The sequence below is a fragment of the Bradyrhizobium sp. P3_C3 genome, from assembly GCF_056402655.1.
Window position 1 is genome coordinate 50462 of sequence record NZ_JBFUGY010000034.1, and the last position, 25216, is coordinate 75677.

Genomic DNA, 25216 nt, shown 5'->3' on the forward strand with positions numbered 1-25216 from the left:
AGCGAAATCCGGGTTTGTGTCCGCAGTTGAAGTGGTCCCGGATTGCGCTACGCTCCATCCGGGCTACGCGGGCTATCGCGTAATCCTGTGGCTATGGGTCCCGTATCAGCGCTTTGCGCGCGCCGGGACGACATCGAATTTGCAGGATCCTGAGCGATCATAAGTGCATCCGGAACACACCACCCTTGAGCCCTCTTCCATTTTCCTCCATCGACCCCAGATAAAGCGCCATGGTTTCCCAATCCCCTGACATGAATACCGGGCCTGAAGGCCCGGTTCGCGCACCATCAGCGGTTCCCATCGATGACGCCGTGCTGCCTTACGAGGTCGACGCACTCGACGTGCGCGGTCGCCTCGTGCGGCTTGGTCCCGCGCTCGACGAGATCCTGACCAAGCACGATTATCCCGCTGCCGTGGGCAAGCTGCTCGGCGAGGCCATCGTGCTGACGACGCTGCTCGGCTCGGCGCTGAAGTTCGAGGGCCGCTTCATCCTCCAGGCCCAGACCGACGGTCCGGTGTCGTTCCTGGTCGTCGACTACATGGCGCCGGATCGCCTGCGCGCCTATGCGCGCTACGATGCCGAGCGCCTCGGCGAGACAAAAGATTCCGGCACGCTCCTCGGTAACGGTCATCTCGCCATGACCATCGACCAGGGTCCCGACATGAGCCGCTACCAGGGTCTGGTCGCGCTCGACGGCGGCAGCCTGGAAGATGCCGCCCACGAATATTTCCTGCGCTCCGAGCAGATCCCGACGCGCGTGCGTCTCGCGGTCGGCGAGGAGTGGCGCTCGAACGACGGCGGCAAGCATCGCTGGCGCGCCGGCGGCATGCTGATGCAGTTCCTGCCGAAGGCGCCCGAGCGCGCGCGTCAGGCCGATCTGCATCCCGGCGATGCGCCCGCAGGCGCCGAGGTGCATGCTGTCGCCGAAGACGACGCCTGGGTCGAGGCGCGTTCACTGGTCGAGACCGTCGAGGACGTCGAGCTGATCGACCCCGAACTCTCCGGCGAGCGGCTGCTGTTCCGCCTGTTCCACGAGCGCGGGGTGCGCGTGTTCAATCCGCTGGTCCTGAAGGCGCAATGCTCCTGCTCGCGCGACGCGGTTGGTGCGATGCTGAAGAGCTTCTCGCCCGACGATCGCGCCGCGATGGTCAAGGACGACAAGGTCGTCGTGACCTGCGAGTTCTGCTCGTCGGTGTACCAGTTCACGCCGCACGAGGCGGGCGTGGAAGACGCGTAGGCACGATCCCTGGTCATTGCGCACGCAGCGAAGTAATCCAGTCGTAGGGTGGGCAAAGCGCAGCGTGCCCACCATCTTATGCGCCACGTTTGGAATGGTGGGCACGGCGCTTTGCGCCTTTGCCCACCCTACGGCACCGCGCTAGTTCAACACCCGCTTGTTGTCCGGGCTGTCCAGCGAGAACGTCGGCACGTCGATCTCGAAGCGTTCGCCGCTTTCGCTGACCATCTGGTAGCGGCCGGTCATGAAACCCGAGGCGGTCGCGAGCGGCACGCCGGAGGTGTATTCGAAGCGCTCGCCGGGAGCCAGGGTCGGCTGCTCGCCGACGACGCCCTCGCCCCTGACCTCCTGCTGGCGGCCGGTGGCGTCGGTGATGATCCAGTGCCGCGTCTTCAGCTGCACGGTTTCGTCGCCGGAATTGGTGATGACGATGGTGTAGGACCAGAAATAGCGGGAGCGGTCAGCCGACGACTGCTCCGGAACAAAGTTCGGCTCGACGGTCACTTCGATCTGGCGGGTCACGGCGCGATACATGGCTGCCATCATAACGAAAACCCGGCCGGGAACCAACGCCCGCAGGCGGTTTTGGTGACATCGTGCCGCCAGAATTGCCGAGGAAGTAGACCCAATGTGATCCGGCCGCTTTGCGAGACGACGGCCGGACCTGTACACTCCATGACACGTCGCGATTTGCGGAAGGGTTTCGAACCCCCGATGACCATTGCCGACCAAGTGACGGGATCGACGATCGCGGGAACCGGCAAGCCTGCGGAGGCCAGACCTGCGGAGGCGAAGCTGCGCTCCGCCGCGCCGGCCATCACGCTGCCCGCCATCGGCGAGCGCGAGCTCCGGCTCGACCTGTTCCGCGGGCTCGCGCTGTGGCTGATCTTCGTCGACCATCTGCCGCCGAGCCTTTTGACCTGGTTCACGATCCGCAATTACGGCTTCAGCGACGCCACCGAGATCTTCATCTTCATCTCCGGCTATACCGCGGCGTTCGTCTACGGTCGTGCCATGCTCGAAAGCGGCTTCGTCGTCGCCACCGCGCGCATCCTGCGGCGCGTCTGGCAGATCTATGTCGCCCACGTCTTTCTGTTCACGATCTTCCTCGCCGAAATCTCCTACGTTGCGACCAGGTTCGAGAACCCGCTCTACACCGAAGAGATGGGCATCATGGATTTCCTCAAGCAGCCCGACGTCACGATCGTGCAGGCGCTGCTGCTGCGCTTTCGTCCGGTCAACATGGACGTGCTGCCGCTCTATATCGTGCTGATGCTGGCGCTGCCCTTGATCTTGTGGCTGATGAAATGGCGGCCCGACGTGACGCTCGGCCTCTCGGTTCTGCTCTACGCGGTGACCTGGGAATACGACCTCTATCTGTCGGCCTATCCGAACGGCTTCTGGGCGTTCAATCCCTTCGCCTGGCAATTGCTTTTCGTATTCGGTGCATGGTGTGCGCTCGGAGGTGCGCGACGCATGTCGCGCATCCTGGCGTCCCGCGTCACGATGTGGATATCGATCGCCTATCTGGTCGCGGCGTTCTACGTGACGCTGACCTGGTATGTGCCGCAGCTCTCCCACTTCATGCCGAGGCGGCTCGAGCAGTGGATGTATCCGATCGACAAGGCCGATCTCGACGTGCTGCGCTTCACGCATTTCCTGGCGTTCGCCGCACTCACCGTTCGCTTCCTGCCCCGGGAATGGCCGGGCCTGAAATCGCCCTGGCTGCGGCCGCTGATCCTCTGCGGCCAGCATTCCCTGGAGATCTTTTGTCTCGGCGTCTTCCTCGCCTTCGCCGGCCATTTCATCCTGGCCGAAGTCTCCGGCGGCGCAGCCATGCATGCGCTGATTAGTCTCTCCGGAATCCTGATCATGTGGGGCGTTGCCTGGGTGATTTCGTGGTACAAGCGCGTGGCTGACAAGAGCGGTGCGAAAACCAAAAACGCCGTCGGCAACGCCGATCTGGCGGGAGGGGGCTGATGAAGGCGAAGGTTCTCCTGAGCCTGGTCCTGCTGTGCGGTAACCTCGCCGCGCCCCTGGCGCGCGCGGGCGATGCCGTGCCGGCTGCTCCGGCCGCGCCCCCGGCCTGCGAATTGCCATCCTATCTGCTCACCACTGAAAGCCAGCTTCCGAGGGTCGCCGATGCCATCAAGGCCGGCAAACCGCTCGAAATCCTGGTCATCGGCAGCCGTTCGACCACGATTCCGGCCTCGGAGGACAGCTCCTATCCGGCGCGCATGCAGGCCATCCTGCAGGACAGGCTGCTGCCGTCGGAGACCGTGCACGTCTCCGTAGAAATACAGAGCAAGAAGACGGCCGAGGAGGCGGCCGCGACCTTCGTTAAGCTGATGGAAGCAAAAAGGCCTACTTTGGTCATCTGGCAGACCGGGACTGTGGATGCTATCCGAGCGATTGATCCCGATGATTTTCGCGGGGCGGTGACCGAAGGGGTTTCCGCGCTGCAAAAAGCAGGGGCTGACGTCGTGTTGATGAACTTGCAGTACAGCCCGCGTACCGAAACCATGATCTCGGTGCCGCCCTATCTCGACAATATGCGGGTGGTGGCGCAGGAGCATGACATCCCGCTGTTCGACCGTTTCGCGATCATGCGGCAGTGGAATGATCAGGGTCAGTTCGACCTGTTCAGCCCGTCCCGCGGGCCAGAGCTGGCGAAACAGGTCCATGACTGCCTTGGCCGGGCGTTGGCACAGTTTGTGATCGACGCAGCCCATCTGGGGCCGGCCCAGCAGCAAAATTGAGGTCTAGCGTTAATGAGTTCTCTCCGCCCTTTTTGGTTGACAGCATGGCTGGCTGCGCCCGCGGCGGCTCTGCTGCTCCTGACGCCGGTGTCGCTGGCACCAGTGCAGGCGCAGGCCACGCAGGCAACGCCCGCGCCGCAGCAGGCCGCTAGTCCGGCTTCCGCTTCGCCCTCCCAGACCACCGTCGCCGCGACGTCCCACGAGCAGCGCGGCGTGACCGCCCGCGCCATCGACAAGGTGAAGCAGGTCGCGAAATCCGCCGGGGACATTTTCAGCCGCGTGCCCTGCCTCACGCCGAAGGGTGGCTCGAAGGCGATGGGCTCGCTGCCGCATGTTGCGGGCAAGCTCGTCGCCGGCAAACCCGTCGTGATCGTTGCGTTCGGCTCGTCGTCGACGGCAGGCTATGGCGCAAGCTCGCCCGATTTCAACTATCCGAACCGTCTCGCCGCGCAGCTCCGCCGGCAATATCCGACCGCCGACATCACCGTCATCAACGCCGGCGTCGGCGGCGAGGACGCGCCCGAGATGATGAAGCGCCTCCAGAAGGAGGTGATCGACGTGCATCCGGATCTCGTGATCTGGCAGGTCGGCACCAATGCGGTGCTGCGCAATCTCGATCCCGGTGACACCGCCAAGATGGTCGAGGACGGCATCTCCCGCATCCAGGCCGCTGGCGGCGCCGACATCGTGCTGGTCGATCCGCAATATTCGCCAGCCGTCAACCAGCGCAAGGAGAGCGCCGGAAAGATGGTGCACCTGCTCGGCAAGGTCGCCGAGCTCCGTCACGTCGGCATCTTCCCCCGCTTCGAGGTGATGCGCGACTGGCACGAGAATCAATCGATCCCGGTCGAGAGTTTCGTGATCGCCGACGGCCTGCACATGAACGATTGGGGCTATGCCTGCTTCGCGCAGATCCTCGGCGACGACATCATCCGCTCCGTCGGTCAGATCAAGCTCGGCGTCAACGTGCCCGCGGACGTGCGAACGTATCGGCCGATGTAGGCTCGGTGCCGTAGGGTGGGTTAGCTCGCGGCTGCGCGAAGCGCAGTCCGCTAGCTAATCCACCCTACGAGAGCCCAATCGCCTCACGCCTTCTCCAGCGCCGCGGTCAGATCCTCGATCAGATCATCCACATGCTCGAGCCCCGCCGAGAAGCGGATGAAGCCCTCGCTGATGCCGAGTGCGGCGCGGTCTTCCGGCTTGAGGCGCTGATGCGTCGTGGTCGCCGGATGCGTGACGAGGCTCTTGGCATCGCCGAGATTGTTCGAGATTTTTGCAAGCTTGAGCTCGTTGAGCGCGCGGAACGCACCCTGCTTGCCGCCCTTGACCTCGAAGCCGACGAGGGTCGAGCCGCCGCGCATCTGCTTCTTCACGAGAGCTGCCTGCGGATGATCGGCGCGGCCGGGATAGACCAGCCGCGAAATCTTCGGATGGCTCGCCAGCACGTCGGCGATGCGTCCCGCCGTCTCGGTCTGCGCGCGCACGCGCACACCGAGCGTTTCCAGGCCCTTGAGCAGGACCCACGCGTTGAACGGCGAGATCGACGGGCCGGTCTGGCGCATGAAATTGTGGATGTGCTCGGCGATGAAGGCTTCCGACGACAGGATGATGCCGCCGAGACAACGGCCCTGGCCGTCGATGTGCTTGGTCGCGGAATAGACCACGACGTCGGCCCCTAGCGCGAGCGGGCTCTGCCAGATCGGCGTCGCGAACACGTTGTCGACGACGAGCCGCGCGCCGCCGCTGTGCGCGATCTCGGCAATCGAGGGAATGTCGAGCACGTCGAGCGTCGGGTTGGTCGGGCTCTCCAGGAAGAACGTCTTGGTGTTCGGCCTCAAGGCGCGCTGCCACTGGTCGAGATCGGCTCCGTCGACCAACGTCGTCTCGATGCCGTAGCGCGGCAACAGATCCTGGATGACGTAGAGACAGGAGCCGAACAGGGCGCGCGAGGCCACCACGTGATCGCCGGCCTTCAGCGGCGCCAGGATCGCGGTCGTCACCGCGGCCATGCCGGTAGCGGCCGAACGCGCGGCTTCGGCGCCTTCGAGCTCGATCATGCGGCGCTCGAACATCGAGATGGTCGGGTTGGAATAGCGCGAATAGATGAAGCCGGGGTCCTCGCCCTTGAACCGCGCCTCGCACTCCTCGGCGCTGTTGTAGACGTAGCCCTGGGTCAGGAACAGCGCCTCCGACGTCTCGCCATATTGCGAGCGCAGGGTGCCGGAATGGACCAGGCGGGTTTCGGGACGGTATTGCGTGGTGGACGCCGGGGACTTCGACATAGGACCTCCTCTGCGTGACCATCGAAAATGGTCACAAAAAAACCGGCCTGGATAACTTCCACGGGCCGGGATCACAGAGGTCCCCGGCCTGTTTAGCGACTTATTTAACGTGGCTGCAAGCCGGCCGGCTCAAATCACCACGGGATAAGTGATGCTCATATTCCGCAATGGCCTTTCCGTCAAGGCGTCCATCGGATAGCCGTAAAAGGCTGTTATTTCCCGCATGTCCGGATGCATTTGACCCCTGACGAGGACCCCCGGTTGAGCTTCACAGTCGCCGCCGACGCCAATGGTATCCTGCCCGACCGCATGATCGCGGCGATGGCGGAAGCGGGGCTGATCCTGCCTGCCTACGATTTCGTCGAGAGCCAGATCCAGCCGGCGAGCCTCGATCTTCGTCTCGGCGACATCGCCTATCGCGTTCGCGCCAGCTTTCTTCCGGGGCCCGGCGCGACCGTCGCCGAGCGCATCGACGAGTTGAAGCTGCACGAGTTCAGCCTTGCCGATGGCGCGGTGCTGGAGACCAACTGCGTCTACATCGTGCCGCTCCTGGAAAGCCTGGCGCTGCCGCCGGAGATCGTCGCGGCCGCCAACCCCAAAAGCTCGACTGGCCGGCTCGATGTCTTCACCCGCGTCATCGCCGACGGCACCCGACGCTTCGACATGATCGGCGCCGGCTATCACGGCCCGCTCTACGCCGAGATCAGCCCGAAGACGTTTCCGGTGCTGGTCAGCGAGGGCTCGCGCCTGAGCCAGGTGCGCTTCCGCACCGGAGATGCCATCCTCAACATCGACGAGCTCGAGGCGCTGCATGCGACCGAGCGTCTCGTCGATCTCGACGATGCCGATCTCACCGGCGGCGTCGCCGTCTCCGTCGACCTCTCCGGCGAGAAGGCCAACGGCTTCGTCGGCTATCGCGCCAAGCGCCACACCGGCGTCGTCGACGTCGACCGCCGCTCCGGCTATGCGGTGGAGGATTTCTGGGAGCCGATCTCGGCGCGTCCCGACGGCAGCCTGATCCTCGACCCCGGCGAGTTCTACATCCTCGCCTCCAAGGAAGCCGTGCAGGTGCCGCCCGATTACGCCGCGGAGATGGTGCCGTTCGATCCCCTGGTCGGCGAGTTCCGCGTGCACTATGCCGGCTTCTTCGATCCCGGCTTCGGCTATGCCGGCGCTGGCGGGCAAGGATCGCGCGCCGTGCTCGAAGTGCGCTCGCGCGAGGTGCCGTTCATCCTCGAGCACGGCCAGATCGTCGGCCGCCTCGTTTACGAGAAGATGCTGTCGCGCCCCGACGCGATGTACGGCCAGCGCATCGGCTCGAACTACCAGGCGCAGGGGCTCAAACTATCGAAGCATTTTCGGGTGTAGCTACACACCCTACTGTCATGCCCCGGCTTGACCGGGGCATCCAGTACGCCGCAACCTCTCGATTTAATCACTGCCGCCTCGGAATCCTGGATCGCCCGATCAAGTCGGGCGATGACACCGAATGTGTGGCAGGATGCTAAACAAGTTCCGGCGGCGTGGGAGGCTTCCCGATGACCAATTCATCCGAACTCGACGCAAGAATCCTCGACGACGTCGCGGACGCGCTGATCTATTCGGATCGAGCCGGCACGATCACACGCTGGAATCGCGCATCAACCACGCTGTTCGGCTTCTCGGCGGACGAAGCGCTCGGCCAGAACCTCGATCTGATCATTCCCGAACATCTGCGTGCCGCGCACTGGAAGGGCTTCGAAGCTGCGCTTGCCACCGGGGCGATGAAGCTTTCGGGCAGGCCGACGCTGACCCGCGCGCTGCACCAGAGCGGACGCAAGCTCTACATCGAGATGACCTTCGCGCTGGTGCGCGATGCCGGTGGTGCCGTGGTCGGATCGGTCGCGATGGCGCGCGACGTCACCGAGCGCGTCGAGCGCGAGCGCGCGGCCAGGCTTGCGCAAAATTCGTGATGCGGAATTGACGGGCTGGCGTGCAGGGCGCTCTGCTCGAGCGTCAGGTTGCCTCGTACCGGGCGCAGTGACACACTCGATCAAAACAACGATCGGGAGCGAACATGACCGCCGCAACAGACGCAGCACAAGAAGCGCAATGGAAGCGCTGGCGCGCGGTCGCCGACCTCCATCACGCCTATTTCACCGGACTCATCCTCACCGTCGTCACACGGCGCGGCACGGCGGATGCTGCCGAATTCGTCTTCCGCGTGTTTCGCCGCCAGCAGCAGGAGCGCTTCCTGCCGGGGCTCGAAAAGCTCGGTCTCAATCATCTGCCGCCGGCGGTGGCCGCCGCGCAATATCATTATCTCTCCAACTGGATCGGCGGCGTGCATGTCGAGTACATGTATGAGAGCGACCGCAAAGCCTGGATCCGCTATCCGCCGCCGCGCTGGATCTGGAAGGGTACCGCGATCTGCGGCGTGCCGGGTGAGGTCAGCCGCGCGATGCTGCGCGGCTGGCACGCCAACAATGGCGTCGCGCTCGGCGATCTCAGGCTCGGCTTCGTCTGCACCAAGCAGAGCGTCGATGGGCAGGACGGTCTCGAAGGCTATTATTATCAGTACGACCACCTGCTCGATCTGGATCAACGCCTGATGTTCGCGCGCCATCTGGAAGCGCCGTTGTTCGACGCAAAGGCCGCGCCTGCGTTGCCCGTTGCGAGTTGGCCGAAGCCGCGGCTGGAAAAGGCCTACCGCAACTACGCGATGGAATATGTGCGCACCGCCGCGCCCGTCATGGTGCAATTGTTCGGCCCGGAAGACGCCGGCTATCTCCTGCACCTCACCGGCAAGCTGATCGGGATGCAGTATTTTGACGAGGTCGCGGCGGCGCTGTCTATGAGCCGCGGTGGCGCCAGCGAATTCGCGGCGTTCCTGAATGCGCTGTTTGCCGCGCAGGATGACTCTGCCGAGACGACCGCGTCAGAAGGCACGTTTGAATTTCGTCAGCAGAGCTGGAAGCTGATGGATGACGTCGCCGACCATCATCGCGCCTGCACCAAGGTGCTGGAAGGGTTGTTCGAGGGGCTCGCTGCCGGATGCGGGCGGCACATCGGCGTGCACCTGCGCCCGACAGCGGGCGGTCGGCCGCCGCTGGTGTGGACCATTGAGTAATTCCACCTGTTGAAATGCGCTGCCGCAGGGCACGCCTGCATCCGGCGCAGGAGGAATCGGCAATTGCCGTGCTAAGCCTGTCGCCGCGCCTTCCGCGCGAAGAAATTTATTGGCACACCTACGCATTGCCGCGCCGCGAATGGCCTGCGCCCGGGAGAGGACATGTCCGACATCGCCGAAATCCCGGTCGATGAACAAGAGCGCCCGTTGCCGCCGCCTCCGCGGCCGGTACGAAGCGCGCTGATGGACGGGCCGATTCTGCGCACGCTGCTCGGCCTCGCCTGGCCGAACGTGGTCGCGCTGTCGGCCGGCACCTGTGTGGTGATCGCGGAGACCTCCTATATCGGCCGGCTCGGCGTCGAAGCGCTGGCGGCAATGGCGCTGGTGTTTCCGACAGTGATCCTGACCATGACGATGTCCGGCGGGGCCATGGGCGGCGCCGTGGCGTCGGCCATCGCGCGGGCGCTCGGCGCAGGCGACCGCGAGCGTGCCGGCACGCTCGCCGCACATGCGCTGCTGATCGGCATCACCTTCGGCCTCGTCTTCATGCTGGGCATGCTGATCTTCGGACCCAAGGTGCTGGAGATGCTCGGCGGACGCGGGGATGTGCTGACGCATGCGGTCGCCTACACACAGGTGTTTTTTGGCGGGGCCGTGCTGCCGTGGCTGCTCAACACCATGGCCGGCGTGTTGCGCGGCACTGGCAACATGAAGCTGCCCTCGCTGTTGATGCTGAATTCCGCGGTCATGCAGGTCGTGCTTGGCGGCACGCTGGGCCTCGGGCTCGGGCCCGTGCCGCAGTTCGGCATGCGCGGCGTCGCGGCCGGCTCGCTGATCGCCTATTCCGTGAATATCTGCGTGATGGGCTGGTACCTGTTCTCCGGCCGCGCCCGAATCGTGCCGAAACTGCGCGGGCTTCGCGTCCAGTGGGCGATGTTCTTCGATATCCTGAAGGTCGGCGCCATCGCCTGCTTCTCGCCGCTGCAATCGGTGCTGACGATCTCGATCTTCACCCACATGCTGGCAAAATTTGGCACCGCGATCCTCGCCGGTTACGGCATTGGCGCGCGGCTCGAATTTTTGCTGACCTCGATCGCGTTCTCGTTCGGCATCGCTTCGGTGCCGATGATCGGCATGGCGATCGGCGCGGTGCGCATCGCGCGCGCCCGGCGCATCGCCTGGATCGCCGGTGCGAGCGCGTTCGTCGCCGTCGGCGCGCCGGCGTGCCTCGTCGCGCTGTTCCCAGATCTCTGGGTCAACATCTTCACCGACAGCGCCACCGTGCGCGCGACCAGCCATGAATATCTGTCGACGGTGGCGCCATTCTACGCCTTCATAGGGCTCGCCTCGACGATGTATTTCTCGTCGCAGGGCGCGGCCAAGGTGATCGGGCCGGTGCTGGCGCAGACCGCGCGGCTGATCTACATCGCGGCCTGCGGCTGGTGGCTGTCGACGCATGACGCCACCGCGCAGAGCTTCTTCTGGCTGGCTGCGAGCTCGATGGTCGTGCTCGGCCTGCTCTCGTGCTCCAGCGTGGTGCTGACACGCTGGGGGCCGCGCGAGAGCAAGCCTGCGATCAGGCCTGCGCTTTCGGGCGTTGCAGACTAGCGGTGTCTGTGGCGGCGATGGCCGCCACCGCCGCCGACATTGGCGAGCCGCATCAATTGCGGGATCATCGCCATCATGTCGCCGCCGCCGGAGCCGCCGAGCATGCCCATGATATCGCCGCCGCCCATGCCGCCCATTCCGGTCGGTATGTAGCCGCCACCGCCCATCGGCGTGTAGCCGCCGTAGTTGGGCGCGCCGAAGCCACCGCCGAAATTGCCGCCGCCGCCCCCCATCATGCCGCCGAGCCCGCCGCCGCCGTTCTCCATCATGCGGCTCATCATCGGACCCATGGTCTGCATCAGCATGGCGAAGCGGCGCTTGCCCATCTTCGCCTTCATCATCTCCAGCATCGGCGCCATCTGGGTCATCATGTCCTCGCCGCCGGCGCCTCCACCGCCGAGGAACTGCGCCTTTGCCGGCGCGCTTGAGATCGAAAACAGCAGCAGCACGGCGGCTGCCTGGCAGATCACCTTATCCGCACCTCTCATGGCCTGCTCCTCGCGTGCGTGGCTCCGCCGGGAGAGCGGAGCCAACCGGACGCACGCGGCCATCGTTAGGGCCGGCGAGGGCAGGGCTCTGTGAGAAGGATCACGCAGCCACGGCTGGGAACGCCCGGTGTATCGCGGCGACGGCGTCCCTGGTCTGCCCCTGGACGTAAGCCGCAAGCTCGTTCGGCAGCATGTCGATGATCCAGACAAGGCGGCAGCTCGCCTCGCCCTCGGCGATCACCTGCACCGAGGCGCTGTAATGCCTGAGCCGCTCGTTGTTGATGGCGTAGACCAGCCGCTGCCGCGCATCGTCGCAATCGACCAGCACCTCGCGCGCCACTGATCCATTGGCGAAGGTGACGATGCGTGCATCGCCGTCGAGCGTGCAGGCGGTGACGAAGCCCGGCGCCAGCCGCTGAGGTAGCGCGCCGAAATCGCGTACGGCGTCCCAGACGTCGCGGGCGGGAACGGGGAGGGAAATGTCGTTGTGGATGGAGGCCATGGTTGATTCCTATAATGTGGAGAGACGAGCGATAGGGCCATCATCTCAGGTGTCATCGCCCGACTTGCCGCCTTCGCTAAGGCTTCGGCGGCCGAGTGAGTTCTTGGCCCGGCGAAGCCTTGGCGGAGACGGGATCGGGCGATCCAGTATTCCAGAGGCCACTGTCAATGAATCGAGAAGCCGCGGCGTACTGGATGCCCCGGTCAAGCCGGGGCATGACAGCTTGTGAGGCGATCGCGGCCGACGCTCACACGCAAACCGCCTCGATGTTGTTGCCATCGGGATCAATCAGGAACGCCGCGTAGTAGGTCGGGCTATAGTCCTTGCGCGGGCCGGCGCCGCCATTGTCGCGGCCGCCGCTCTTCAGGCCCTCGCTGTGGAATGCCTTGACCGCATCATGGTCCTTGGCGCGAAACGCGATATGCGCACCGTCGGCCTTGCGTCCCTTGTTCAGGTGCAGCCAGAGCGCCGGCTCGCCCTTCGGCCCGAGGCCCGCATAGCCGTCGCCGCTGGAGCACAGGGCGTAGCCGAGCGGTGCCAGCACCGCGGTGTAGAAGCGCGTGGCGGCGTCGAGGTCGGCAACACGCAGTCCGATGTGGTCGTACATGATCGTCTCCATTTCAAAGCGCGCCGCAACTGGCACGCGCCGGAGACGACCCTATTCAGTTGAGGGTAGCGCGCTCTTGGAGAATCTTGCGCTCGCCCTTCGACGCTTGCCGGAACTTCGTCGGCGACACGCCGGCAGCGCGATGGAAGGTGCGGACGAAATTGGAGAGATCGCCGAAGCCGACGTCATAGGCGATGTCGGTGACCGCGATGTCATCATCTGTCAGCAGCCGCGCCGCATGGCGTAGCCGCGAGCGCACCAGATATTGATGCGGGGTGACGCCGAGCACGGCTGAGAACAGCCGCAGGAAATGGAACGGGCTGAGGCCCGCCTGCCGCGCCGCCTGTTCGAGATCGACCTCGGCATGCGAGTTGGCGTCGATCCACAGCGCGGCTTCGACTGCGCGGCGGCGGTCGCGTGCGGTGGGCGTGGCCGGCTTGCGCGCCTTGCCCGAGACGACATCGATGAAGCGGCCGGCGAGAATTTGACCGACCTCGTCGAGACCGAGGTCGCTGTTGCCATCTGCCGCCGTCTGGGCGAGCTCGCCCAGCACCATCAGCTCGGGCAGCGGCGGTGTCGCGCCGACCTGCCAGATCTCGCGGCAGCCCCCGAGGGCATCGACCAGGTCCTCGCTGAAGAAGAAGCCCAGGCAGACGTCGCCGCTGACATGCTCATGCGTGCAGGTGTATTCCTCGCGGGGAGCGCCGACCAGCATCGAGCCCGCCACCAGCTCGAAGAAGCCGGCGCGGCACTGGCAGCCGAAGCTGCCGGAGTGGACATAGGCAATGGAATGCCCCGTGCGGCATTCCGCGAACGGCTTGTCGTCCGGTCCCGCATCGCAGCGAAACTCGGAGACCGTGATCGATTGCGTGGTCAGCAGCGTGGTCGCATCCATGCCACCTATCTAGGCATGATCCGGACGAGTGTGTAGCGGTTGTCCGACAAGATCATGCCCAAAAAACAAAGCTAAGGTGCGATTGCGATCGCGCCTTAGCTGGGCCTCGGTGGGGCAACGGGCAGCAACACCTCGAACAGCGTCTTGCTCGCGACCGGATGGGCGCCCTCGAGCGCCAGCAGCCGCCGCTTGGAGATCACCCCGCCGTAAGGCGAGAGCCGGTCGGCGTAATTGCCGGCCTCCAGCACCCGGTGGCAGGGCACGATCAGCATGTAGGGATTTTTGGCGATCGCCTGCGCCACCGAATGCGCGGCGCCGGAGGCGCCCAGCGCCTTGGCGATCTCGTGATAGGTGCGCGTCTCCCCGCGCGGAATGGCGCAGGCGGCTTCATAAACGCGCCGGTGGAAGCCGGGGACGCCGCCTGCGTCCAGGCTGACCTCGGAAAAATCAGGGTCGCCGCCCTGCAGCAAGCCTGCGATGCCCTCGATCGCGAGCTCGGCATTCAGCGGAGGCTGCTGCTCGCGCGCCTCGGGATGGACCGCAAAAATCCGGCGGCGGGTGTCGATCTCCCGCGCCTCCGGCAATTGCACGGCGACCACGCCGGTGCTGCTCCAGATGATGCCGCAGCGCCCTATGGCCGTGTTGAATATCGCGTAGCTACGCCCCACCATGCACACGCCCCACTCAGTGCACGTCTCTCCCCAGACGCGCGATCATAACACCGCCACAATCCGGCGCACCCAAAATCTTGCCAGGACGTTAACAACCGTCCGTCCGGCCGCGCCAAAGCGCTTGGCGGCGGGCGCCGTCTCGGCTAATCAGGGTTGGCGTGAGACGCGCATTCGCGGGCGTAGTTCAATGGTAGAACGGCAGCTTCCCAAGCTGCATACGAGGGTTCGATTCCCTTCGCCCGCTCCAAGCCCTGTTTCACCATGGCGCCCGTGCTAGTTCGCCAAGGCATCCAAAATCCACCGCTTCTCAAACGCCGTCAGCGCCGGTCGTGAACTCTGCGCCTCCAGTATCAGGCGTTTCCGTAGGGTATCGATTGTGTCGCTATTCCGCAGAAAGCGCTCCGAGATTTGAACGGGAACGCCTTGCTCATCTAGGTTCTTGAGCACTTCGGCCCTGAACCATCGTGGCATTTCGGCGATGAACAGGCTGTAGTTGGTTTCCGGTCGGATGCGCTTCGCGAACAGTTCGACAACAGAGAAGAGCTGCGGCAGTCCGTATTCGCAAGCGCGAAGGAATTTGAAAACGTTGTCCTGCCGCTGCGGATCACCCTTATACGACCCGCTGTGCCAGCGGAAGAAGCCTTTCAGTGTGCCGTTGTTGCGCAGGCTGCTCAGGTACATGGCGAGCTGCGCAGCGCTGAAAACGCCAAACTCGCTTGCCTGACGTACCTCACATATCACCCGGCAGACCGCGAGCACATCATTGTACTTGGGTGAACCGCTCCAGTGTATCAACGCGCCCCGCCGAGACGCCGTCTGAGTATATTGCCTCAACGCGGCGGCATCCTCTAGGCCGACTGAGGATGCCAAGCGAAGCTCTTCAGGGCTGAGCTCCATGGTAGCCGCAAGCTCAGCTACGCGGTCGCTGATCGTCGGAGAACTATCTTCATCGGAGATATGCACGACTAGTTCATCAGGCGCTTCATCCAGGTCTCCGAACAAAGGGGGTTCGACTTCGACGGTCTCTTGGTCAGGAGGCGAATGGAACAGGTATACGGCACCGACGTGGTGCTGGCCCAGCCTACCGGCACGACCTCGAATGTTCGAGAACGTGAAGAAGTCGTAGTCACGACGGGCAATTTTCTTGTCGTAGATCAGAACTGACTTGGCAGCCGTATTCACTCCCTCGATGAGGGTTGACGTGCAAATCAGGATCGGAATCTCGCCGCTATTGAACATGCGCACGAACTGCGATGCCAACGAGCGCGGAATACGGCCATGATGTACCGCTACGCCTGAGGCGACCGAGTCGCTTAGTTCCCAGCCCTCTCCAAAGTTTTCATCGATCCAATCGGACATCTCGCCGACCTCAGAAAACGTGACGTCTTCAGTCAGCTTAGTGGCAAGCGTATTGGCGCGATCAGGCGAGGAGATGAAAACGAGCGCAGGCCAGTTACCTTTGCTCTTCAGCTCCTGCGTAAGCCGCTCCTCTTTGTTCTTGATGCGCGTCAGGTCAAACGTGTCGACCGCGACGGTCGAAAAGCGAGTATGCAGGAACTCGAATTTCCAGCGATTGTCCGCGGAGTAGCGAACCGCTTCAATGTTCGGCCCCAGAAAGAAGAACTGATTTGACCGGCGGAGAAGCTGATAGACGGCTGCGTTCAGCGTCGAACTTCGGTCGTCTTGGCGCGTGGGGTCGAGTTTGTAGAACTCATCGACCACGGCCAAATCCATCAGCCCCAGGTCTTTGCGGTTGATCAGGCGCTCCTGTGTGCCGAGGAAGATCACGTTGCCTTCCGTCGGCGCCACCTGCGAGTGGTACATGATCAGCGCAAACCGATCACCGAAGCGACGCTCGATCCGCCGGCGAAATTCATCAAGGAGAGCAATGGTAGGCAGCACGATCGCTACGCGATGGTACTTGCCGGTCGCAAGTAGGGCGTCGATAAGCAGGCTTTTCCCGAAACTCGTCGGCGCACTCAGCACAAGGTTTTTGCCGGCGAGCAGCGTGTTCAGCGCGGCTATTTGCTCTCGATGAAAAGTAATGCCGTTCAGCTCAGCCGAGGTAACCGCATCAGCAACAGCGGCGTCACGGTAATCAGCCGTGTCCTTTTCGATGTAGTTCCACAGCCCCACCGCACGCGCTAAGCTGCTGAACACCTCGCGATATGACTCCAGCTCAGGCCGCGTCTCCAAAAGGCCAGCGAGGCGCGGCACGACGTTGAGCACGCCGGGGTCATCGACGGGTAGCTTCTGTATGTCGCGCGCAGTGTCCTGCAAGATCGAGAAGACGCGATTCTTCAACGCGGGTCCCTGCAGACCTTCGATTTCGTGCCATTGCTGTTGGGTCACTGTCATTGCAGCCCCTTCAATTTTGTATCGAACGCGGTGACAAAGCCTTCTTTGTCCGCGAGCGGCACGTAGATCAGCACCACGCGGATGTCCTTCGTCAGGCCAGAGTTCGCGAGCTTCTTGCTGATTTCGGCGAACTCCTTCTCCAACGCGGCTTTGTAGGCCGCGTCGATCGTCGCCGTCTTTCCGCACGCAGCACTGGTGGACAGGATGCCGATGACGAAGACGCCGGACGAAATGAACTTGTCGAGGCTCGTCTGAGGCTCGAACAGTTGCATCAACTCAGCGTATCGAGGCGTCGTCTTCGGGATCTGCGGTCCAAGAATGAGTTTCTGTTCTTTCAGGAAGCCCTGTTGCAGGTGTTCCGTGACGGATTTGAGTGCCTCGGCAATGGCCTCCTTCGTGTCCATGTAGAGTTTGGACTCGCCAAGCCAAAGTTCAACCCCACCCTTTTCCGGAAAACGAGCGTGGACCATGTCGAACGCCTTGACCACATCGTTCGAGGCACTTTTGTAGAAGACGCGGTTAGAAATTGGCAGTGTGCCGAAGTAATCACGACAAATTGCGTGCAGCGCGATCTCGCCGGCCTCGCCGCGCTTCTTGTACTTCTCGCTCGTGTAGACGCGGATCGCCGCCTGCTTGAGCTTCACGTACATGTTGCCGTGATTGACCGCGAGCTCGTCCTCCGGCAGCGCGTATTCCGGCAACCACTCGATCAGGTGCTCTGCGAATGGGACGCATCGCCACGCCTTGAGCTCGAAGCCGGCACAGCAAATCCCGTCGACAGGATTGCCCACGTCCTGAAAGTAAAGCCTCTCAAGAAACCGCTTTGGTTTGTTGCTGTATGCGGTCAACCCGACTCATTCCCCCGGTCCAGTTTCCTAGCATTGCTTATGGTTGTGCCGAAGGCAATCAAACGTAAGGAGTGCGACACGAGGGGGGCGGGGCCGAAGCTGCTGAAAGCGGAGTAAATGCAGTAAAATTCCCGTAATGCATTGATTAAATTAGCAATATTATCGTTGCGGGGCGGTCCACCCATCCGCAATCGCTGCTGCGCGAAGGTCTGATACGCTTCCCGGCTCCAGGCTCCCCCGATTGCATTTCCATTTGATCTTGCAGCGCAAGCGCGGTGATCGTGCGTCGCGTAGAGATTCTAATATATGAGCCCATCGTTCCCGGCGTTCGCCTCCGTCCGCGCTAAGCTCCTCTCACCTGGCGGGTGCGGTCTGTGGCCGGGCAATGTTTGGATGAAGACCATGGACCAGCAAAAACTCGACCGTGCGATCGGTCGTCGCTTGAAGACGTTGAGGACGCAGGCGGGCATGACGTTGAACGAACTCGCGACGCGCTCCGGTGTCAGCCGGGCCATGATCGGGAGGGTGGAGCGGGCGCAGAGCAGCGCCACCGCTGCGCTGCTCAACAAGCTCTGCGCGGCGCTCGATGTCACCCTCAGCGACGTCGTCGCGCTCGCGGAAAAGCCGCCGGAGCGGCTGATGCGGCTTGCCGACCAGCCGCTTTGGCGCGATCCCGACAGCGGTTACCGTCGGCGGCACGCCTCGCCGCCGGATGCGGCAAGTGGCATCGAGATCATCGTCGTCGACCTGCCGGCCGGTGCGCGCGTCTCCTACAGCCCCTGGGGCCGCAACGCGTTCACCCAGCAGCTGCTGATGCTGGAGGGCGCGGTCTGCGTGCATATCGACGCCAAGACCGTGCGGCTGCGCGACGGCGATTGTCTCGATTTCGACGTGATGCGGGCGGTGACCTTCGAGAACGAAACCAAACAGGATGCGCGCTACGTCATCATCACGCGGCGCGGCACATCGTACGGGAAAATGTGATGTCGCTGATCGTGCGGGACGCCACGCTTGAGGATGCCGAAGATATTTTGGCCATCTACAATTACGCCGCGATCAACACCACGGCGGTGTGGACCGACGGACCGGCTGATCTGGCCTCGCGGCGCGAGTGGATGCGCGCACGGCAAGCGGCCGGCTATCCCGTGCTGGTCGCGATGAAGGGCAGGGACGTCGTCGGCTTCGCATCATTCGGCGATTTCCGCCCCTGGCCCGGCTATCGCCACACCGTGGAGAATTCGGTCTATGTCGGCGTGCAACATCATCGGCTCGGCGTCGGCCGCAGCCTGATGGCCGCGCTGATCGAGCGCGCGACTGCGCTCAACAAGCACACGATGGTCGCCGCGATCGAGGCCTCGAATTCCGCCTCGACCGGGCTGCACGCGTCGTTCGGCTTTGCCGAGGTTGGCCGCATGCCGGAGGTCGGCTGCAAGTTCGGCCGCTGGCTCGATATGGTCCTCATGCAGAAGCGGCTTTCAAGTGAGGTGAGGCCGTGACGATGCAGGTCCGCACCGGCGATACCTTTGATCCGCGCGTCGTTGCGCTGCTCGACCATCACGCAGCGGCTGCGCGGGCGCAGACCGCGCCGGGCAGCGCCCATGCGCTCGATCTCGCTGGGCTGCGCGCGAGCGACGTCGCGTTCTGGACCGGCTGGGACGGCGAGACGCTGGTCGCCACCGGCGCGCTGAAGATGCTCTCGGCCGACCATGGCGAGGTGAAGTCGATGCACACGCTGCAAACGACGCGGAGGCGCGGCTTCGGCGGCCAGATGCTCCGCCACATCATCGCTGAGGCCCGCGCGCGTGGCTCGCAGCGGCTCAGCCTCGAGACCGGCTCCTGGGATTATTTCAAGCCCGCGCATGCGCTCTACCAGGCGCACGGTTTTGTGCTCTGCGGCCCGTTCGAGGGCTATGTCGAGGATCCCAACAGCCTGTTCCTGACGCTCGACCTGACCGGCGGCTGAGGCCGCGCGGTGTAACCCGGGCCCGAAAACATCGCCCTGCGCCTCAAAATGAGTTGCGTACCTCAAAACACCTCGATAACCTTCAGCCATGGCCGATACTCTCACCGCGACCGCGCTGACGCTGAAGGACATCGCCCGCGAGGCGGGCGTCAGCCTTGCGACGGTCGACCGCGTCCTGCACAACCGCCCGGGCGTGCGGCCCGATACGGTCCGGCGCGTCAAGGCGGCGATCGAGCGCAACGCCTTCCAGCCGCACGTCGCCGCCGCCGAGCTCGCCCGCAGCCGTGCCCGCCGCTTTGCCTTCGTGATGCCGGCGGGGCCGAACCCCTTCATGCAGCAGATCGAGGCCTATCTCGGCGAGATGTCGGCCTGGCTCTCGGCCCGCCGTCTCGGCGTCGAGGTGGTCGCCACTGATGTGTTCGACCCGTCCGCGCTCGCGGCCTCGTTGGAGACGCTGTCCGGCGATTACGACGGCGTCGCCGTGGTGGCGCTGGACCATCCCGGGGTCCGCGCCGCGATCAACGATCTCGTCGACGCCGGGACCAGGGTCGTGACGCTGGTCTCGGACGTGCCGTCCTCGCGTCGCCACCATTATGTCGGCATCGACAACATTGCGGCGGGGCGCACCGCCGGCGCGCTGGTCGGTCGGCTGGTCGGCCAACGGTCCGGCAAGGTCGCGATCGTCGCGGGCTCGCAGGGCCTGCGCGACCATTCCGAACGCATCTTCGGCTTCAGCCAGGTGATGGCGTCGGAATTCCCCGATCTCAGCGTGCTGCCGGTGCTGGAAGGGCGCGACGAAGACGGCCGTTCGGAACAGGTTCTGGCGCAGCTGCTCGGCAGGCATGCTGACATTGTCGGCCTTTATAACGTCGGCGCAGGCACGCAAGGCGTCGCCAAAGCGTTGAGCGATGCCGGCCGCGGCAAGCAGGTGGTGTTCGTCGGACACGACGTCACCGCACTGACGCGCCGGCTGCTGTTGCAGGGCGTGATGGATGCCGCGATCTCGCAGAACCCCGGGCATGAAGCGCGCGCCGCCGTGCGCGTGCTGCTCGCGCTTGCGCGCGGCGAGCCGATCTTGCGCGAACAGGAGAAGATCAGGATCGACATCGTGATGCGGGACAATTTGCCCTAGGGGCGGGTGGATTTTCAGAACGGTCCGTTGCGGAAAGGGCGACTCTGAGATCGCGCACCGCAACAGGCGAAAGGGAGGACGGCGTGTATCTCGGTATCGACATCGGCACATCCGGTGTGAAAGCGGTGCTCGTGAGCGAAACCGGCGCGATTGTCGCGACGGCCGCGCGCGAGCTTGCGCTGTCGCATCCCGCGCCGCTGTGGTCCGAGCAGGATCCCGACGCCTGGGTCGATGCGACGGTTGGCGCCGTCGACGATCTCGCCGCCCGCCATCCGCGCGAGGTCGCGCAGGTGCGCGGCATCGGGCTGTCCGGCCAGATGCATGGCGCGACGCTGCTGGACGAGGATGGACGGCCGCTGCGCCCCGCTATTCTGTGGAACGACGGCCGTTCGCACGCCGAATGCGTCGCGCTCGAGCGGCGCTGCCCGTCGCTGCACACGATCGCCGGCAATCTGGCAATGCCCGGCTTCACCGCGCCCAAGCTGCTCTGGGTCGCGCGGCACGAGCCGCAGATCTTCGAGCGCGTGGCGAAGGTGCTGCTGCCGAAGGCCTATGTGCGTTATCGCCTCACCGGCGAGATGGTCGAGGACATGTCCGACGCCGCGGGCACGCTGTGGCTCGACGTCGGTCTGCGCCGCTGGTCGGCGCTGCTGCTGCATGCCGTCGGGCTCGATCTCCACCACATGCCGCGCCTCGTCGAGGGCAGCGAGGTCAGTGCAGTGCTCGCGCCGGAATTCGCGCGGCGCTGGGGCATGGCGAATGATGTCGTGATCGCCGGCGGTGCCGGCGACAATGCCGCGAGCGCCATCGGGCTCGGCGCGATCGCGCCGGGCGATGCGTTCCTGTCGCTCGGCACATCAGGCGTGGTGTTCCGCGTCACCGATCGGTTTGCACCGGCGCCGGCTTCGGCCGTGCATGCGTTCTGCCATGCGCTGCCCGGCCTCTGGCACCAGATGGGCGTGATGCTGTCGGCCGCGGCTTCGCTGGCCTGGCTCGCCGGCGTGATGGAGACGCCGGCCGCCGCGCTCCTGGCGCCGCTCGGCGAGCGTGTCGACGGACCGAGCTCCATAAAATTCCTGCCCTATCTCGATGGCGAGCGCACGCCGCACAACGATGCCGCCGCCAGCGGCGCCTTCGTCGGCCTGCGCGGTGCGACCGGGCGCAGCCAGATCGTGCAGGCCGTGCTGGAAGGCGTCGCCTTCGCCGCGCGCGACAACCTCGCGGCGCTGAGCGCGGCCAGCGGGCCAATCGCGGAGGTCGATCTCGTCGGCGGCGGCTCGCGCTCGCCGCTGTGGGCGCAGATCTGCGCCGACGTGCTCGGCATTCCCGTCCACCGCGTCGAGGAGGGCGAGGTCGGGGCGGCGCTCGGCGCCGCACGGCTCGGCCGGCTTGCCGCCACCGGCGAAGATCCCGCGGAAGTGTGCAAGCGCCCGCGGCGGCTCGCGAGCTTTGCGCCCCGCGCATCCGTCACTGCGGCCTATGACGACGCCTATCGGCAGTGGCGCGAGATTTATCCTGCGTTGAAGGAGAGCCTTAAGTGAACGCACCAGCCAAATTCTTCGATGCAAGCGCCCCTGTCGCCTTCGGCGGCAAGGATGCGGGAACCACGCCCGCCTTCCGCTGGTACGACAAGGACCGCCTCGTCCATGGCCGCAGGCTCGAGGATCATCTGCGCTTTGCGGTCTGCTACTGGCATTCGTTCTGCTGGCCGGGCGGCGATCCCTTCGGCGGCGAGACCTTTCTGCGCCCCTGGCATCAAGGTGTTGATGCGATGGCGCAGGCACGCGCCAAGGCCGATGTCGCCTTCGAGCTGTTCCGCCTGCTGGACGTGCCCTTCTTCACCTTCCACGACGTCGATGCGGCGCCGGAAGGCAGTTCGCTCAGCGAGTCCGTCGCCAATCTCAACGCGATCGCCGATCTGTTCGAAGCGAAGATGGCCTCCGCAAAAGTCCGCTTGCTCTGGGGCACGGCCAATTTGTTCACGCATCGCCGCTACATGGCGGGTGCCGCGACCAATCCGGACCCCGAAATCTTCACCTATGCCGCCGGCCAGGTCCGCGCCGCGCTGGAGGTGACGCACCGGCTCGGCGGCCAGAATTATGTGCTGTGGGGCGGGCGCGAGGGCTACGAGACGCTGCTCAACACCGATCTCAAGCGCGAGCTCGACCAGCTCGGCCGCTTCATCTCGCTGGTCGTCGAGCACAAGCACAAGATCGGCTTCAAGGGCCCGATCCTGATCGAGCCGAAGCCGAAGGAGCCGACCAAGCATCAATATGATTTCGACGTCGCCACCTGCTACGGCTTCCTGGAGCGCTACGATCTCCTGAACGACGTCAAGCTCAACATCGAGCAGAACCACGCCATTCTCGCCGGCCACTCCTTCCATCACGAGGTCGCGCTCGCCGAGGCGCTCGGCATCTTCGGCTCGCTCGACGTCAATCGTGGCGACGATCTGCTCGGCTGGGACACCGACCAGTTCGCGATGAACGTGCCGGAGCTGGCTCTGGTGTTCCACGAGATCCTGAATCGCGGCGGCTTCACCTCGGGCGGGCTCAATTTCGACGCCAAGATCAGGCGGCAGTCGATCGACCCCGACGATCTGATCCATGCCCATGTCGGCTCGATGGATGCCTGCGCGCGCGCGTTCCTCGCCGCCGCCGACATGCTCGATGCCGGCGCCCTCACCGCACCGCTCGCGCAGCGCTACGAGGGATGGGCGGGACCCGAGGGCCGGGCCATTCTCGGCGGCCAGCGCTCGCTCGCCGAACTTGCCGACCGTGCGCTCAGCCCCGGCTTCGACCCGCGGCCGCGCTCGGGGCGGCAGGAATATCTGGAATCCCTGGTCAACCGTTACGTTTGAGGAAGGCCGCTGATGACAAAGGCTGAAGCGACACCGGTCCTCGAGCTGACCGGCATCGGCAAGGAGTTCGGCGCAATCCGCGCGCTGCATGGCGTCGACCTGCAGGTCCAGCCCGGCGAGGTCGTCGGCCTGWTGGGCGACAAYGGCGCSGGCAAGTCCACGCTGGTCAAGATCATCGCCGGCAATTTCCGTCCCAGCCATGGTGAGATCCGCTTTGCCGGCAACGCGGTCCATTTCAACCGGCCCGTCGATGCCCGCGGCGTCGGCATCGAGGTCGTCTACCAGGATCTCGCGCTTGCCGACAATCTGACGGCTGCTGCCAACGTTTTCCTCGGCCGCGAGCTGAAGCGCAGGTTCGGCCCGCTCGCATTGCTCGACCACAAGGCGATGGCGGTGCGTGCGCTGGAACTGTTCGGCGAATTGCGCTCGGAGACGCGCCCCGACGATCTCGTCAAGCAGATGTCTGGCGGCCAGCGCCAGGCGGTTGCGATCGCGCGGACGCGCCTCTCCAACGCGCGGCTGGTCATGATGGACGAGCCGACCGCCGCGATTTCGGTACGCCAGGTCGAGCAGGTGCTCGGCCTAATCCACCGGCTGAAGGAGCAGGGCGTCGCCGTCATGCTGATCTCGCACCGCATGCCCGACGTGTTCGCGGTGTGCGACCGCGTGGTCGTCATGCGTCGCGGCGAGAAGCGGGCCGACAAGCCGATCCACCAGACGTCGCCCGAGGAAGTCACCGCCCTGATCACCGGCGCGAAGGAGGCGGCGTGATGGCCATGCCCTTGGAATCTCCGATCAGCTTCACCAATGTCGGCCGGATCAGATGGTGGCAGCGCGGCATCTTCGCCTCCCAGACCGGCTATGTCCTGCTCGCGCTGGCGATGCTGCTGGTGGTGATGCATTTCGCCAGCCCCTATTTCTTCACCGAAGGCAACATGCAGAACGTGGCGAAGAATTTCTCCTTCATCGCCATCGCCACCCTCGGCGTTACCTTCGTGATCATCACCGGCGGCATCGATCTGTCGGTCGGCTCGATGATGTGCTTCTCCGCCATGATCACCTCGATGGTCATGACCGAGCTGTCGGCGCCTGGCTCGCCCGCAGGCTCGCTGTTCGTGCATATGGCCGCTGACGGCAAGACCGTGCTGGCCAACGTGCCGGGTCTGATCCTGCTGATCTCGATCCTCGCGGGGCTCGGCGTCGCGCTGATCGCGGGCCTCGTCAACGGCTTCTGTATCGCCGTGCTCGGCCTGTCGCCCTTCGTCACCACGCTTGGCATGCTCTCGATCGTGCGTGGGCTCGGCTACGTCGTCTCCAACGGCCGCGGCAGCTTTCCGGGCGGGCCGGACGCTGATTACTTCTACGCGCTCACCTCGGGCGACGTGCTCGGCGTGCCGGTGCCCTTCATCTACCTCGTGGTCCTCGCGCTGGCGATGGCCGTGGTCCTGCACCACAGCTCGTTCGGCCGCCACGTGTTCGCGCTCGGGGGCAATGAGAAGGCCGCCGAGCTCACGGGCATACCGGTCGTGCGGGTGAAGATCGAGGTCTATGTGATCTGCGCGCTTGCCGCAGGGCTGCAAGGCATCATCATCTCCGGCTGGCTCGGATCGGCGCCCGCCAACATGGCGACGTCCTACGAGCTCAACGTGATCGCAGCGGCCGTCATCGGCGGTGCCAACCTCGCCGGCGGCATCGGCGGTCCGTTAGGGGCCATCGTCGGCTGCGTGCTGCTGGAAGTGATCCGCAACGGCCTCGTGCTGGCACAGGTCAGCTCCTACTGGCAGCAGACGCTGGTTGGCGTGATCATCATCCTGGCGGTGCTGGTCGATCGCATCCGCTCGCGGATGATCTGAACTGACGTCGTTCCGGGAGGGCAACGAAAATGTCGCCTGTCCG

The 25216-nt window shown here is 64.6% G+C and carries 25 protein-coding genes, 1 tRNA gene and 1 riboswitch; of the genes, 17 read left to right on the forward strand and 9 right to left on the reverse strand.

What is annotated here, in order from left to right; all coding sequences use genetic code 11:
• The first annotated feature begins 230 nt into the window (after positions 1-230).
• Positions 231-1238 (forward strand): Hsp33 family molecular chaperone, encoded by a 1008-nt coding sequence (locus tag AC1DW2_RS31435; RefSeq protein WP_477007893.1) that lies wholly within the window; start codon positions 231-233, stop codon positions 1236-1238.
• Between the two features lie 141 nt (positions 1239-1379).
• On the opposite strand, the gene apaG is transcribed toward AC1DW2_RS31435, so the two are convergent.
• Positions 1380-1772, reverse strand: a complete 393-nt coding sequence (apaG, locus tag AC1DW2_RS31440) for a Co2+/Mg2+ efflux protein ApaG (protein ID WP_014491305.1) — start codon at positions 1770-1772, stop codon at positions 1380-1382.
• 180 nt (positions 1773-1952) lie between these two features.
• On the opposite strand from apaG, the gene AC1DW2_RS31445 reads away from it, so the two are divergent.
• From AC1DW2_RS31445 to AC1DW2_RS31455, 3 genes are read left to right on the forward strand one after another with little or no spacing between them, the layout of a single operon-like run.
• The gene (locus tag AC1DW2_RS31445; protein ID WP_063979876.1) at positions 1953-3218 is read left to right on the forward strand and encodes an OpgC domain-containing protein; all 1266 of its coding nucleotides are present in this window, start codon (positions 1953-1955) and stop codon (positions 3216-3218) included.
• Complete coding sequence (locus tag AC1DW2_RS31450) at positions 3218-3997, forward strand: SGNH/GDSL hydrolase family protein (protein ID WP_063979875.1); 780 nt, start codon at positions 3218-3220, stop codon at positions 3995-3997. The genes AC1DW2_RS31445 and AC1DW2_RS31450 overlap by 1 nt, the downstream gene beginning before the upstream one ends.
• Positions 3998-4009: 12 nt before the next feature.
• A complete protein-coding gene (locus AC1DW2_RS31455; protein ID WP_071909137.1) occupies positions 4010-4999 on the forward strand; it encodes an SGNH/GDSL hydrolase family protein in 990 nt (329 codons plus the stop codon).
• Positions 5000-5082: 83 nt separating this feature from the next.
• Here AC1DW2_RS31455 and AC1DW2_RS31460 read toward each other — a convergent pair whose 3' ends face one another.
• Complete coding sequence (locus tag AC1DW2_RS31460) at positions 5083-6279, reverse strand: O-succinylhomoserine sulfhydrylase (RefSeq protein ID WP_477007894.1); 1197 nt, start codon at positions 6277-6279, stop codon at positions 5083-5085.
• A gap of 71 nt (positions 6280-6350) precedes the next feature.
• A riboswitch (SAM riboswitch) is annotated at positions 6351-6430 on the reverse strand.
• An 80-nt stretch (positions 6431-6510) separates the two neighbouring features.
• Here AC1DW2_RS31460 and AC1DW2_RS31465 point away from each other — a divergent pair.
• The 4 genes from AC1DW2_RS31465 (at position 6511) to AC1DW2_RS31480 (ending at position 10996) form a co-directional block, all read left to right on the forward strand.
• Complete coding sequence (locus AC1DW2_RS31465) at positions 6511-7647, forward strand: 2'-deoxycytidine 5'-triphosphate deaminase (protein WP_477007895.1); 1137 nt, start codon at positions 6511-6513, stop codon at positions 7645-7647.
• Positions 7648-7817: 170 nt separating this feature from the next.
• Positions 7818-8231, forward strand: a complete 414-nt coding sequence (locus AC1DW2_RS31470; protein ID WP_477007896.1) for a PAS domain S-box protein — start codon at positions 7818-7820, stop codon at positions 8229-8231.
• Between the two features lie 104 nt (positions 8232-8335).
• Positions 8336-9388, forward strand: a complete 1053-nt coding sequence (locus AC1DW2_RS31475) for a hypothetical protein (protein ID WP_477007897.1) — start codon at positions 8336-8338, stop codon at positions 9386-9388.
• Positions 9389-9550: 162 nt separating this feature from the next.
• Positions 9551-10996 carry an MATE family efflux transporter gene (locus AC1DW2_RS31480; protein ID WP_477007898.1) on the forward strand — a complete coding sequence of 482 codons (1446 nt, stop codon included), beginning with the start codon at positions 9551-9553 and terminating at the stop codon, positions 10994-10996.
• On the opposite strand, the gene AC1DW2_RS31485 is transcribed toward AC1DW2_RS31480, so the two are convergent.
• The 5 genes from AC1DW2_RS31485 to AC1DW2_RS31505 form a co-directional block, all read right to left on the reverse strand.
• Positions 10993-11484, reverse strand: coding sequence for a hypothetical protein (locus tag AC1DW2_RS31485; protein ID WP_477007899.1), 492 nt, complete (start codon positions 11482-11484; stop codon positions 10993-10995). The two genes, AC1DW2_RS31480 and AC1DW2_RS31485, sit on opposite strands and share 4 nt — an antisense overlap.
• Positions 11485-11584: 100 nt before the next feature.
• Positions 11585-11986 carry an SRPBCC family protein gene (locus AC1DW2_RS31490; RefSeq protein WP_028169971.1) on the reverse strand — a complete coding sequence of 134 codons (402 nt, stop codon included), beginning with the start codon at positions 11984-11986 and terminating at the stop codon, positions 11585-11587.
• A 247-nt stretch (positions 11987-12233) separates the two neighbouring features.
• Positions 12234-12593: a VOC family protein gene (locus AC1DW2_RS31495; protein ID WP_477007900.1), complete on the reverse strand. Its 360-nt coding sequence runs from the start codon at positions 12591-12593 to the stop codon at positions 12234-12236.
• A gap of 55 nt (positions 12594-12648) precedes the next feature.
• On the reverse strand, positions 12649-13488 hold the full coding sequence (locus AC1DW2_RS31500) for a helix-turn-helix transcriptional regulator (RefSeq protein WP_477007901.1): 840 nt from the start codon (positions 13486-13488) through the stop codon (positions 12649-12651).
• Positions 13489-13583: 95 nt separating this feature from the next.
• Entirely contained in the window at positions 13584-14159 is a 576-nt protein-coding gene (locus AC1DW2_RS31505) for a methylated-DNA--[protein]-cysteine S-methyltransferase (protein WP_477007902.1), read from the reverse strand.
• A 173-nt stretch (positions 14160-14332) separates the two neighbouring features.
• Here AC1DW2_RS31505 and AC1DW2_RS31510 point away from each other — a divergent pair.
• A tRNA-Gly gene (locus AC1DW2_RS31510) sits at positions 14333-14406 on the forward strand.
• Between the two features lie 26 nt (positions 14407-14432).
• Here the strand turns inward: AC1DW2_RS31510 and AC1DW2_RS31515 are convergent.
• Positions 14433-16517 carry a DEAD/DEAH box helicase gene (locus tag AC1DW2_RS31515; protein ID WP_477007903.1) on the reverse strand — a complete coding sequence of 695 codons (2085 nt, stop codon included), beginning with the start codon at positions 16515-16517 and terminating at the stop codon, positions 14433-14435.
• On the reverse strand, positions 16514-17365 hold the full coding sequence (locus AC1DW2_RS31520; protein WP_477007904.1) for a HamA C-terminal domain-containing protein: 852 nt from the start codon (positions 17363-17365) through the stop codon (positions 16514-16516). Before AC1DW2_RS31520 ends, AC1DW2_RS31515 begins: the two co-directional genes overlap by 4 nt.
• A 402-nt stretch (positions 17366-17767) precedes the next feature.
• On the opposite strand from AC1DW2_RS31520, the gene AC1DW2_RS31525 reads away from it, so the two are divergent.
• From AC1DW2_RS31525 to AC1DW2_RS31560, 8 genes are all read left to right on the forward strand, one after another.
• Positions 17768-18349 carry a helix-turn-helix domain-containing protein gene (locus AC1DW2_RS31525; RefSeq protein WP_028160282.1) on the forward strand — a complete coding sequence of 194 codons (582 nt, stop codon included), beginning with the start codon at positions 17768-17770 and terminating at the stop codon, positions 18347-18349.
• The gene (locus AC1DW2_RS31530; protein WP_166348189.1) at positions 18349-18861 is read left to right on the forward strand and encodes a GNAT family N-acetyltransferase; all 513 of its coding nucleotides are present in this window, start codon (positions 18349-18351) and stop codon (positions 18859-18861) included. The genes AC1DW2_RS31525 and AC1DW2_RS31530 overlap by 1 nt, the downstream gene beginning before the upstream one ends.
• A 2-nt stretch (positions 18862-18863) precedes the next feature.
• On the forward strand, positions 18864-19328 hold the full coding sequence (locus AC1DW2_RS31535) for a GNAT family N-acetyltransferase (RefSeq protein WP_477007923.1): 465 nt from the start codon (positions 18864-18866) through the stop codon (positions 19326-19328).
• Positions 19329-19416: 88 nt separating this feature from the next.
• Complete coding sequence (locus tag AC1DW2_RS31540) at positions 19417-20460, forward strand: LacI family DNA-binding transcriptional regulator (protein ID WP_477007905.1); 1044 nt, start codon at positions 19417-19419, stop codon at positions 20458-20460.
• A gap of 83 nt (positions 20461-20543) precedes the next feature.
• Complete coding sequence (gene xylB / locus AC1DW2_RS31545; protein WP_166348195.1) at positions 20544-22001, forward strand: xylulokinase; 1458 nt, start codon at positions 20544-20546, stop codon at positions 21999-22001.
• A complete protein-coding gene (gene xylA, locus AC1DW2_RS31550) occupies positions 21998-23320 on the forward strand; it encodes a xylose isomerase (RefSeq protein ID WP_477007906.1) in 1323 nt (440 codons plus the stop codon). The genes xylB and xylA overlap by 4 nt, the downstream gene beginning before the upstream one ends.
• A 12-nt stretch (positions 23321-23332) precedes the next feature.
• Positions 23333-24091, forward strand: a complete 759-nt coding sequence (locus tag AC1DW2_RS31555; RefSeq protein ID WP_477007907.1) for an ATP-binding cassette domain-containing protein — start codon at positions 23333-23335, stop codon at positions 24089-24091.
• Positions 24091-25173 carry an ABC transporter permease gene (locus tag AC1DW2_RS31560; protein ID WP_085399632.1) on the forward strand — a complete coding sequence of 361 codons (1083 nt, stop codon included), beginning with the start codon at positions 24091-24093 and terminating at the stop codon, positions 25171-25173. Before AC1DW2_RS31555 ends, AC1DW2_RS31560 begins: the two co-directional genes overlap by 1 nt.
• Positions 25174-25216: the final 43 nt, after the last annotated feature.